The organism is Actinoalloteichus hoggarensis (assembly GCF_002234535.1).
In the GTDB taxonomy this organism is placed as follows: Bacteria; Actinomycetota; Actinomycetes; order Mycobacteriales; family Pseudonocardiaceae; genus Actinoalloteichus_A; species Actinoalloteichus_A hoggarensis.
Map to the genome: position 1 here is coordinate 1,149,665 of NZ_CP022521.1, position 10,518 is coordinate 1,160,182.

General features: G+C 69.7%; 15 protein-coding genes and 1 pseudogene. 5 read left to right on the forward strand and 11 right to left on the reverse strand.

What is annotated here, in order from left to right; translation table 11 throughout:
• Positions 1 to 17: 17 nt before the first annotated feature.
• The 8 genes from AHOG_RS05190 to AHOG_RS05225 form a co-directional block, all read right to left on the reverse strand.
• A complete protein-coding gene (locus tag AHOG_RS05190; RefSeq protein WP_169725811.1) occupies positions 18 to 1,106 on the reverse strand; it encodes a methyltransferase domain-containing protein in 1,089 nt (362 codons plus the stop codon).
• A complete protein-coding gene (tgmB, locus tag AHOG_RS05195) occupies positions 1,103 to 2,071 on the reverse strand; it encodes an ATP-grasp ribosomal peptide maturase (protein ID WP_157736646.1) in 969 nt (322 codons plus the stop codon). Before tgmB ends, AHOG_RS05190 begins: the two co-directional genes overlap by 4 nt.
• 14 nt (positions 2,072 to 2,085) lie before the next feature.
• Complete coding sequence (locus tag AHOG_RS05200; protein WP_093940333.1) at positions 2,086 to 2,301, reverse strand: hypothetical protein; 216 nt, start codon at positions 2,299 to 2,301, stop codon at positions 2,086 to 2,088.
• Between the two features lie 428 nt (positions 2,302 to 2,729).
• A complete protein-coding gene (locus AHOG_RS05205) occupies positions 2,730 to 3,185 on the reverse strand; it encodes a hypothetical protein (protein ID WP_093940334.1) in 456 nt (151 codons plus the stop codon).
• 219 nt (positions 3,186 to 3,404) lie between these two features.
• Positions 3,405 to 3,950: a hypothetical protein gene (locus AHOG_RS05210; RefSeq protein WP_093940335.1), complete on the reverse strand. Its 546-nt coding sequence runs from the start codon at positions 3,948 to 3,950 to the stop codon at positions 3,405 to 3,407.
• Between the two features lie 95 nt (positions 3,951 to 4,045).
• Positions 4,046 to 4,414, reverse strand: a complete 369-nt coding sequence (locus AHOG_RS05215; RefSeq protein ID WP_093940336.1) for a hypothetical protein — start codon at positions 4,412 to 4,414, stop codon at positions 4,046 to 4,048.
• A 184-nt stretch (positions 4,415 to 4,598) separates the two neighbouring features.
• Positions 4,599 to 4,793, reverse strand: a complete 195-nt coding sequence (locus AHOG_RS05220; RefSeq protein WP_157736647.1) for a hypothetical protein — start codon at positions 4,791 to 4,793, stop codon at positions 4,599 to 4,601.
• Between the two features lie 32 nt (positions 4,794 to 4,825).
• Positions 4,826 to 5,086 (reverse strand): hypothetical protein, encoded by a 261-nt coding sequence (locus AHOG_RS05225; RefSeq protein WP_093940338.1) that lies wholly within the window; start codon positions 5,084 to 5,086, stop codon positions 4,826 to 4,828.
• 630 nt (positions 5,087 to 5,716) lie between these two features.
• Here AHOG_RS05225 and AHOG_RS05230 point away from each other — a divergent pair.
• The 4 genes and pseudogenes from AHOG_RS05230 to AHOG_RS05245 all read left to right on the forward strand — a co-directional run.
• A complete protein-coding gene (locus AHOG_RS05230) occupies positions 5,717 to 6,604 on the forward strand; it encodes a helix-turn-helix domain-containing protein (RefSeq protein ID WP_157736649.1) in 888 nt (295 codons plus the stop codon).
• Positions 6,604 to 6,798, forward strand: coding sequence for a DUF397 domain-containing protein (locus AHOG_RS05235; protein ID WP_093940340.1), 195 nt, complete (start codon positions 6,604 to 6,606; stop codon positions 6,796 to 6,798). The genes AHOG_RS05230 and AHOG_RS05235 overlap by 1 nt, the downstream gene beginning before the upstream one ends.
• Before the next feature lie 178 nt (positions 6,799 to 6,976).
• Positions 6,977 to 7,165, forward strand: coding sequence for a DUF397 domain-containing protein (locus tag AHOG_RS05240; protein ID WP_093944175.1), 189 nt, complete (start codon positions 6,977 to 6,979; stop codon positions 7,163 to 7,165).
• Positions 7,166 to 7,375: 210 nt separating this feature from the next.
• A pseudogene (locus tag AHOG_RS05245) lies at positions 7,376 to 7,531 on the forward strand (DUF397 domain-containing protein); the annotation flags it as partial.
• A 91-nt stretch (positions 7,532 to 7,622) separates the two neighbouring features.
• Here AHOG_RS05245 and AHOG_RS05250 read toward each other — a convergent pair.
• Together AHOG_RS05250 and AHOG_RS05255 are read right to left on the reverse strand one after the other, a co-directional pair.
• Positions 7,623 to 8,117, reverse strand: a complete 495-nt coding sequence (locus AHOG_RS05250) for an FAD-binding oxidoreductase (protein WP_093940341.1) — start codon at positions 8,115 to 8,117, stop codon at positions 7,623 to 7,625.
• Positions 8,051 to 8,479: a hypothetical protein gene (locus tag AHOG_RS05255; RefSeq protein WP_245856572.1), complete on the reverse strand. Its 429-nt coding sequence runs from the start codon at positions 8,477 to 8,479 to the stop codon at positions 8,051 to 8,053. The genes AHOG_RS05250 and AHOG_RS05255 overlap by 67 nt, the downstream gene beginning before the upstream one ends.
• On the opposite strand from AHOG_RS05255, the gene AHOG_RS30440 reads away from it, so the two are divergent.
• On the forward strand, positions 8,367 to 8,951 hold the full coding sequence (locus AHOG_RS30440; protein WP_376700045.1) for a tripartite tricarboxylate transporter permease: 585 nt from the start codon (positions 8,367 to 8,369) through the stop codon (positions 8,949 to 8,951). The two genes, AHOG_RS05255 and AHOG_RS30440, sit on opposite strands and share 113 nt — an antisense overlap.
• Here the strand turns inward: AHOG_RS30440 and AHOG_RS05265 are convergent.
• Entirely contained in the window at positions 8,929 to 9,729 is an 801-nt protein-coding gene (locus tag AHOG_RS05265; protein ID WP_093940343.1) for a S1 family peptidase, read from the reverse strand. The genes AHOG_RS30440 and AHOG_RS05265 overlap by 23 nt on opposite strands.
• Between the last annotated feature and the right edge of the window lie 789 nt (positions 9,730 to 10,518).

Below are 10,518 nucleotides of genomic sequence, written 5' to 3' on the forward strand. Positions count from 1 at the left end.
GCGGCGCGCTTTCGTCGTCAGCCGGGTTCGACGAGTCGGTGGGTTCCGTCGGCTCCGACGTGGACGCGGTGCTGCTCGGGGGCGGGGCGTCCTCGCCGATCCCAGCGGGCGAGGAACTCGGTGATCTCGGACCACAGCCTGAGGTCTCCGGTCACCTCCACGCGGTCGCCGTCGCGTTCGGCGGCCCGGCACTGTGTTCCGTCGGTGTCGGTCAGCACGTGGACGAGGCGTCCCTGCTGGTCGCGCCGGGAGGTCCGCCGTAGTCCGGGGCGCGGTACGGAGAGCAGTGCACGGCCCTCGGGGTGGTCTAGGGCGGCAGGCAGGGTGGTGGAGAGTGCCGGACCGTCGGTGGCGGCCGTCGATGCGCCGATGGCAGGCGGGGTGGGGTTGGCGGGGGCGTCGGGCGCGGGTCGTCGGGCCATGAATCCGGCCTGCTGCGGCAGGATCGGGCCTTCGGCGGTGCCGTCGGGACGCACGGTGAGCGTGACCAGGGTGAAGCCGAGGTTGACGAGGATCATTCCGCCGGGACGGACTTGACGCAGCCAGGCCGCCGGGATGTGGTCGAGACCGCAGGTGGTGATCAGCCGGTCGAACGGTGCGTGATTGGGAAGGCCGCCGGCGCCGTCTCCGACGGCGAGCACGGGTGCGAGGTCGAGGGCGGCGAGTCGGCGTCGGGCGGTGGTGACGAGGTCGGCGTCGATGTCGACGGAGCACACGTCTCGGTCGCCGAGTCGGCGGCTGAGCAGGGCGGCGTTGTAGCCGGTTCCCGTGCCGATCTCCAGGACTCGATGACCGTCGCGGACGTCGAGCGCATCCAGCATGAGGGCCATCAGGCCGGGGGCGGTGCTGCTGGAGATCGGGGTGCCGTCGGCGTCGAGCGCGGTGACGAGGGTGGTGTCGCTGTAGATGTGGGCGAGCCGGTCGGGATCGTCTGCCGCGATCGGGACGAGGATGGGGGAGCCGGGGCGGGCCACGGCGAAGTCGTCGACGAAGGCGTCTCGGGGAACGCTGCGGAAGGCGCTCTGCCACGCCGGGCCGGTGAGATGCCCGGCGGTGATCAGATTCGTGACGAGTTCTTCGTGGAGGTCGGTGACGGTCGGGGTCACGTGGTCGTCCTTCGAGTAGTGAGTACGTCGGCCAGGGCGGCGGTGAGGGGTAGTCCGGTGTGCTGTTCGAGCCAGGCCCATTGGCCGTTGGGGTTGTTCTCCAGGAACGTCCACGTGCCCTCGGGTGTGACGATCCAGTCGGACGCGGAATAGACGAGGCCGAGTTCGCGATTGAGCGCGGCGAGCCCTGCGGCGGCGTCGGCGGGCATCTCGATCGGTTCGTAGGTGAGGCGGTCGTGATCAGCACGCCAGTCCAGGACGTCGGAGTCGTCAGGGGTGTCGATGCGCACGGCGAAGACACGGCCGCCGATGAACGTCACGCGAACCGAATAGGCGCAGCGAACCCGTTCCTGGAACAGGTGCGTGGTCGTCCGTACCCCCTCGTCGATCTGTGCCGTAGTGACGAGATCGGTGTGCAGGAGAAGACGTTCTCCCTCGGGGGTACGGGGTCCGCCGCGCAGGGGCTTGTACACGGTTCCGCCGGTCTGTCGAGCGACGAACGCACGAGCTGCGGCCGGGTCGTTCGTGATCAGAGTGGCAGGCACCACCAGTCCTGCCGCCGCTGCCAGGCGCAGTTGGTGAGGCTTGTGGTCGGCCGGCCGGTTGCGGTGCGGATGGTTGACCCAGACGACATCGGGCAGCGTGGCCAGGAGACCGCCGAGACCGAACTCGGCCTCGGCGGTCATCCACGCCTGCTCCGTGCCGTCCCGGCTGCCGTAGCCGCTCGGCTTGCGCCACCACGCCGCCTTCACCGAGGAGAGATCGGTGTCACGGTGCTCATCCTGAAGCCCGCCGCTCCACGGTTCGCCCGTGCTCGCAAGCTCGGCGGTCACGCGAAGCGATCCCGCACGAAGGTCCGCGAGATCGAATCGGTGAACTGGAACGCCCCGTTGGTCGAGTTCTCGGATGACCAGATCAGCGGTGATGTCGCCGACCCTGGTGATCACCAGTACGGAATCAGGCATCTCGTCGAAGATCCTCAGTCGTCCTGGTCGACGAACCACTGGTTATCGTGCTTGGTGTCGCACGGAGTGGACGCGAGCATGACCGCCGGGTCGTCGATCGCCGCGATGCCGTTCCGGGTGAGGCTGATCTGTCGGATCGGATCGTAGGCCAGCTCGGGCAGCTCCGAAGCCCCACCAGTCGGCAGGCCTGCCCGAGTCAGGCCCAGGGGAAGCGCAGCAGTCTGTGACATGTTCACTCCATTTCGATCGATCTCATGCAGAGTTGAGACGAGGCGAAGTGAATTCGCCTGATGTCAGGCTGTCACGCGAAAGCCCGATGGGAAAATGAACCAATCGAGTGATATTCGATGCCGCAATTTCAGAATGGCAGCATGAATTCGGCGCCCCCGTTTGCTGGTGGAACGCCTCCGTTCACTCCGAATTCAGTGCCGCTTTTTGAAGGACCTCCCCGACCGTGGTGATGTCGCTGCCGAGCGCCCGTAGCGCGGCCAACACCCCGGTGGCCTGTTCGTAGCGGCGGAGGGTGGGTGTGCCGATGAGGGAGGTGGGTTGTTCGCTGCCGTCGGCGACGGGGGTGAGTCGTCGGATGAGTGCGGCTGCGGCGGTCTGGGCGGTGGTGGCGGCGGTGTTCCGGGCGGGGTGAATGCGTGGGGGCGGGTCATGGGGTCTCCGGCGGGTTCTCGGTGGGGGTGTGTAGTCGGTCGATCGCGTGGAGCGCGCGGTCGATCTCCTGAAGCGGGCTTCGTGGGTCTGGGGGGAGTGCGGGGGGCACGTCGTAGGGGGCGGCGAGGACGGCGGTGATCGCGGTGATGCGCTCGTGGCGGAGTCGGTCGCCTGCGGGGGTCGTGCCGATCAGGCGGGCATCGGCGCTCAGGGTGATCAGGCCGTGGGCTTGCAGGTCTAGTGCGCCGTCGAGTGCTGTGTCGGTGGTCTGGCCGGTCTCGGTGGCGAGGTCGGTGAGGGTTCGTTCGGTGCGTCCGCAGGCGAGTAGCAGGGTGTCGGCGGTCTGATCGAGGTGGGCGGGTCGGGTCTGGGCGGTGGCGTCGGCGATGTGGATGCGCATCCGGAGCAGCAGGGCGCGGATCTCGGTGGCGACCATCTCGTCGATCGCCACGGGTGGTGTCGGTGGTGGGTGTCGTCGTGGGGTGCGGCGGGGTCGGTCGGGTCGGTGGGGGTGGGACACGGGGGCCTTTCGGTGGTGGTGGGGGGTGTCGCGGGCACGTGGTTGTCGGCACGTGCCCGCGACACCGGGGCCGGGGCCCGCCGCGGGGGGTTCGGCGGCGCCGCGGCCCGGCAGCGTCCCGCCGGGTGGGCCGCGGGACGGAGGTCGTGGTCAGCCGGCTGAGGCCGGGGCCGGTAGTGCGGCGAGGTGTTGGCGGGCTTCCCAGAGCAGGCCGCGTAGCGCGGTGAGGTGTCCGGCGGTCGCCGCGTCGCCGTCGCCGAGACACGCGATGTCGAACTCGGCGCGGCCCTGCGCGCCGCTCCAGTGCAGCGCGGCCAGTCGGATCGGGACGTCGAGCACCCGTGCGTAGAGGAAACCGGCCGTGGCCGCCCGCACGTCCGGTTCCTCAGGGTCGTGCCAGGCGACCGGTTCCACCACGTCGGAGTTGACCAGCAGGCAGGGGTGGTGCCGATGCCCCGGCCATCGGGCGTAGAAGGGCAGGTAGCGGCCGCGTCCGCCGAGTAGATCGCTCAGCCTCCCGACGGCCTCCCACAACGGTCGCTGCCCGTCCCGCGGGTATTGCGGGCATTCGCCGAGCATCAGCACGTCCACGGGATGCGCCGCGATCGTGGCGATGAGCGGATCGAGGTCGATCCGACCGTCCGGCCGCAACCCGCCGTCCTCGTAGTTGAACGTGCCGACACTGAACACATCCATGGCAGCGTGAACCCTTCTCTGGGATCGATCGGTTTTTCCGAAGCGGTGGTGCGGGCGGCGGTCGTGTCCCCGCCCGCACCACCTGGTGGCCCGACCTACGCGGTGTCCCGCGTCGGGGGAGGGTCGGGCCGTCCGCCCGGCGCGGAGCACGCCGCGCCGGGCGGGAGTTCGGAGACGAGCACGCCGGGCGCCGGCGTCGGCTCGACTGACGGCGCCGCGCCCAGACACGCCCCGCACACCAGCGCCGTGCCTGCCGCAGCGAGGACGTCGACGTCGGCCACCGGCAGCACCAGGCCGCACCGTGCCCGCAGCAACGCCGCCTCCGCCGAGAACATCGGACAGACGTGCACCACCCGCTCGGCCTCGGCCGCCGCGCGCAGCCGCACCGGCCACACCCGCGCGGACGCCACCGGCACCGACGGCGGACGGCGACGACCGGCGACGACGTCATGACAGAGCAGCACGGCCGCACGGTGGCGAACTCGACCCCGTCGACGTCGACCGGCGGGGGCGGCCCCACCAGCATCGGCCGCCCGCACACCGCCACCACCACCCGCCCGGCGACCGGCGGCGCGCCGACGATCAGATGCCGATCCAGACACAACCCCGCCCGCGGAACGGTGTCCTGGGTGAACCACGGCCATCCCGTCACCGCACGACCGCCCACGACGGACGAGCCGGGTGCCCGGACGCGGCCGCTCGACACTCGGCACAGGGCTGATCGTCATAGACCAGATCCAGCAACGGCAGGTGATTCAGCGGCGAGAAACGCTCACCGGGAGCACACACCGGCCGGACCCGACCACCGTCCCAGATGGCATCCGACAGGTGGGTGTCTCCCATTCGGACCGACCTGACGAACCACGCCAGCCCGTTCATCGCCGCACCGCCGGAACACACGTCGCGCACGGCGGCAGCCGCACCCACTCGCCCACCGACACCAGCACCGCACCGCACACGGCGACGGTCACCGACCGGTACTCGACGTCCCGCCGATGCTCCAACCGCCGAAACCGGCCCGCCCACCGCGAGTCCGCCAGCCCTGCCTCCGGACTCGGCGATCCGTCGGCCACTCCGGCACCACCGCCGTCACGACGCCACCCCCAGACCGGCACCGGCCCGCGCAACGCGGACACGACGTCGAGGGCCGCTGTGGAGCGCCCCAGCGACCACGGGCAGCACCACCGCCCGCGAGACAGCGGGCGTCCCGATGGCCGTCAACGCCGCGAAGTCCACGGTCCACGACCCCCGAGCCCTCGAAAGCCGCTCCGCCTCGCGAATCCGTACCCAGTCCCGACGCGACGGCCGACGCCGCCGGGGACGCCGGGAACGCCAACCACGGGCGAACTCCCATGCCGCGACAGCGCCCACGGCCAAGCAGGCACCCAGCAGGACCGCCGCGAGTCGGCTGCTGCCCTGAACTTCTGACGGCTCCATGGCTAGGATCGCCACGGAGCGTGACGCGACGAGGCTCATCGTCGCTCCTCTCCATCATGAGGGGGTCGGGCCGACCAGCCCGTCGGCCCGGCGCCCCTCTTACTTCTCGTTCCGGTGTTGAGACGCCCGGATCGCTCTGAGATCGATTCACACGTGGGCAGGGGACCCTAAGTCGCGGCATCTCCAGCACTGCCCGTCTTCGGGCGCAATTTCGCTTGGCAATCACGCACGTGGGACGCTATCAGGGTAAGTGCGGAGCGTAAATACGCCTGAAAGGGTGAGATTGCATGCTCTCTTGCTGGCCCCGAGCGGGATGGCACGATCTCCGCATGGCAACTCCGACCGTGCGTCGCCTGCAACTGGGATCGGTGCTGCGTCACCTACGAGTCCGGGCAGGAATGGAGCTAGAGCACGCCGCACCGGCTATTGAGCGATCCTCGGCAGTGGTCTCTCGGCTCGAGAACGGGTTGACGGGACTCCGCCCCGGTGACTTGCGGAGGCTGGTCGAGCACTACGCGAGGCACATCGACGACGGTGAACCCGTTGACGTGGACGCCGTCGTCGAACTGGGCCGTGGCTCCGAGAGCAGGGGCCGGTGGCGCGGCTACCGAGGTTCGTTCGACCGGTTCTTCCGAGCCGCTGTGGATCTTGAAGCTGATGCGAGTGTCATCAACGTCTATCAGAACGAGGTCATCTGGGGCCCTCTCCAAACGGAGAGTTACATGCGAGCCATGTTCGAGAACGTGCGGACCGCCGATCAGTCCACGGAAGCGCGCATCAAGGCAAGGCTGGACCGGCGGCGAGTGATCGAAGGAGGCACGTCAGAGGTCAACGTTGTACTGTCCGAATCCGCAATCCGGCGTGTGCACGGCGGCCGCCACACCATGGCAGACCAGATGCGCCTGCTCGCGGCCCTTGCTGAGATGCCGCACATCCACCTGTACGTGCTGCCCTTCGATGCAACTCAGCCCAGTGTCGCGGCCTTCCCGTTCGCGTACTTCCGAGTACCACCAGCTGACCGCAACGTACCTGCCGTGGAGATCGTCTACCTGGAGCAGTTCACCAACGGCGATTACCTCGATGGTCCGGCGGACATCGCCGTTTACAGTGGGCTGTGGAGCGGCCTCCTAGGTTCAGCTCTCGACACGGCGAAGTCTCGGGACTTCCTGCTCCGAGCCGTCAAGCAGTATGAAGATCCACCCCCGAAGGAGACGTGATGACCCCGGTGTTCACCCGCTGGCGTAAGGCTGTCGCCAGTGAAGGGAACGGTAACAACTGTGTCGAGGTCGGTAGCGCTCCTGGCCTTGTCGGCATCCGCGACACGAAGGACCGTGACGGCGGCACGTTGGTGATGGAGCCGGTCGTCTTCGCCGCCCTGGTTGAGTCGATCAAACGAGGCAGACTGCGCTGAAGGAGCGCGTCCGACCACGAGTTCCAGGAGCCCCGATCCACGATCATGTCGTGTTGGTCGGGGCTCGTCCCGTTCTACAGGCTTCTCTGGCGGCAGCGCGGTGACAGTTGCCTGAAGCGGTACGGCCGCCGTCGCCGGTTACAGTGGGTAGGTGATCGGCACAGCTCAGGGAAGCTTGATGCCCACCCGGCGAAGGGTCGCTTGGCGGACCAGCACCCGCAACGCATCTCAGGGAGCGTGTGTTGAGGTAGGCCGCGCTCCTGATCTCGTCGGCATCCGTGACACCAAGGACCGTGACGGTGGGACCCTCGCGTGGGACCGGATGTCTTCGGCGCGCTCGTCGCTTCGGTCAAGGTTGGTCGTCTGAGCGGCCCTCGATGACGGCGCTCGTCCGGCGCCGGCGCGCTTGCATTGGGGTCTGACCCGTCGGCCATCGTCGCAGGCGGCATTCCTGCTGGCGAGATCCGGACTTGCTCCGGCGGGGTACTAGCGCGCAGGAGTCCGTCATGCTCGTTGACCACGCAGGCAAAGGAGAGCATGGGTGATTCAGCCATCGGCTCGATGACGTAAGGCAAGCCGTAGTCAACCGAACGGCTCCTGCGTCGAGATCGGCCACGCTCCTGACCTTGTCGGCATCCGTGACACGAAGGACCGTGACAGCGGCACGTTGATCATGTCGCCGGTCGTCTTCGCCGCCCTGCTCGGCTCGATCAAGGGCGGCAGGCTGCGCTGAAGCAACGCCTCGGCCAGCGGGCCGCTTGAAGCCTCGGCCCGCGTGTCGTGGCGCGCGGACCGACCGTGCGTGGTCCGGCGCCCGGCCCGCTCTACTCCCGCCACCCCGACCCCGGCCGCCTCACCCCTGCCACCCGACCCCCGGCCGCCTCACCCCGGAGCAGTACCGCGCCGGGGTTCATGAGTCCCGCCGGGTCGAGGAGCCGCTTGATTCCGCGCACCAGCTCGATCTCCACCGTGGGCTTGTGGTCGGCCAGCAGGTTGCGTTTGGACCGGCCGATGCCGTGTCCGGCGCTGATACTGGCCGCGAAGCGTGCCGTCGAGTCGTAGACGATGCTGCTCAGCTCGTCGGCGCGGGCGCGGAAGGCCTCAGGGTCCGCGTCGGCGGGGCCGCTCAGGTTGTAGTGCAGGTTTCCGTTGCCGACGTGCCCGTAGGTCACGCTGCGGATTCCCGGCACGGCAGCCCGCAGCGCCCGGTCGGTCTCGCGGACGAAGGCCGGGATGCTGCCGATGGGCACGGTCACATCGTGCTTGGTGCTCGGCCCTCCCGGTTCTGCGCCTCCGAGATGTTCTCCCGCAGGTTCCAGAGCGCGTCGATCCGCGCCGAGCCGTCGGCGACGACGGCGTCGGGCAGCAGCTCCCGGTCGGACGCCGTGCCCAGCGCGGTCTCCACGACCTCGTCGAGCCGGGCGGCGGGCGTCGGGTCACTCGGCTCGACGAGGACGTACCAGGGATGGGCGGCGGCGAACGGGTCGCGGGCTCCCATCCAGGGCATGACGCCCGGCCCCCGGCTGGTCTCCGAGGAACCCGGGCTGTTCTGAGGCGTGGTCAACTCGATGTACCTCGGCGACATCCTGTTGCTGATCACGAGCATCCCGCTGGTCGGGCTGTTCGTGAAGATCCTGCGGGTGCGGCCGACGATCCTGGCGCCCATCACGGTGCTGATCACCCTGGTCGGCGCCTACACGGTGTGCAACGATCCGTTCGACATCATCCTGGTGATCGTCTTCGGCACGTGGGGCTACCGACGAAGAAGTGCGGCTTCGATCCCGGCCGCTCGTGCCGGCGTTCGTCCTCGGCTCGCCGCTGGAGGACTCGTCGCGTCGGTCGCTGCTGATCTTCGACGGCGACCCGACCGGCTTCGTGACGCGACCGATCTCCGTAACGCCGCTCGCGGCCTTCGTGGTGGTGGCCCTGCCGCCCGCGATTCTGGGGTTGATCAAGCGGCACCGCGCCGCCCGCGAACAGGCGGCGGCTCGAGATCGGGACGACGAGCTCGTCTGACCCGCGGACCCCGCGCCGCGAGCAACGCTGCTCGCGGCGCGGCCCTCGGCGGGCGAGCGGGCGTCGCCGTTGACGGCCGCTCGCCCGGCCTCCGGTTCCGGTGGTCTCGGCGGCTCAGACGCCCGCGACGGAGCTGATCCAGTCCCGGTAGCGGGTGATGTCGGTGTAGAAGGAGACGGTGGCGCGGTCGCTGGTCGAGGCGACGCCCACCTGGTAGTAGCCGCCGTCGACCGGGCTCGTCGCGAACATCGGGCCGCCGGAGTCGCCGCCCGCCGCGATGCCGTTGATGCGGGTGACGCCGACGGCGTCACCGCCCAGCCAGTCCTGCCCGTCCAGCGTGTGCACCCGGGTGTCGGCGTACTTCAGGAACTGCGACTGGCAGCCCGACTCGTTGCCGGTGCAGGTCGCGCCCCAGCCGTAGAGCTGCACGGTGTCGTCGACCCGCACGTCGCCCACGGAGCCCAGCGGCGCGTACGTCGCGTCGACCGCCTGGTCGATGCGGGCCAGCGTGATGTCGGCGACCGGGTGAGCGACGGTCTCGGTGACGCCGACCACCGTCCCGCCGCCGTTCGCGTCCAGGCTGCCGACCCGGAACGTCGTCGCGCTGGGCGAGCTGACGCAGTGGGTCGCGGTGAGGATCCACTCCGGGGCGATGATGGTCGCCGAGCAGACCGGCGAGCCGCTGCTGAACATCCGCGCCGCCCACGGCGCGTCGGTGGCGAACTCGCCGTCGATGATGAAGGTCTGCGCGTCGTCGGTCTCGGGTGCCGCGACGGCGGAGACAGGGGCGACGACCGGGGCCGGACTGTCCGCGGTGGCGGGTTCGGCGGCGATGGTGCTGGTGCTCAGTCCGATGACCGATAAGACCGCGGTGGCGGCTCCGACCATCGTGGGCACAAGGCGGTTCAGACGCATTGACTCGTCACCTCGAGTTCTGGAAGCGGCAGGGGTTGCGACTGCTCTTCCAGTCTCTTGGCTGGACGGCAACTCGGACACCACTCGATGGACGCCCGCCGAACGGCGGAGACCGCTCGACCGAACGGGCCGGTGCCCCGACCCTCGCACAGCGGTGGTGGCGGAGATCAGCGCTGGTCAGGACGGCTGCTCCGCGATGATCCCCTGTCTGCGGCCGTGCGGACGGCCGACGGCCCGGCGAGGCCCGCCCGGCACGTCAGTTGGTGAATCGGCAACGCGGCGGCGCGGGAGTCTCGGAGCATCGCGCTCGCGGTGGGGCCCCGGCACGAAGCCGTGGTTCGGCCATCGTGGACACGCGCGTGACGTCGGGCGCGCCAGGACCTCTGACCGTCCAGGTAGACCGCCTCCGACTCACCGGCACAGTCGATGCAGGCTATGAGGAAGAGCCGATCTGTTCTGACCGGTCAATGGCTGCCGACTTGCTGTCGACCGTCTACCTCGACGGACTCGCAGGCCTCGGATCGCTGCCGGTGAGCCCGCCGCGTCGCCCAGCTCGACCTGTCCCTCGTCGTGGTCACCGAGATGTCCGGCAGGCTGGAGATCGCGGACCGCAGCTACGAGGTCCTTGCGATCGACGACCGGTCCACCCGCCGTGCCCGGGCGGGCAAGGGCCCGACTGCCCGGCGAGACTCACGACGTTTCCCCGCCGCGTGGCGGTGCCGCCGCCACGGCACCGCCACGCCCTCCGCCGCGGGGTCGACGACCGCGCGGCACGCCGCGTCGACTCCG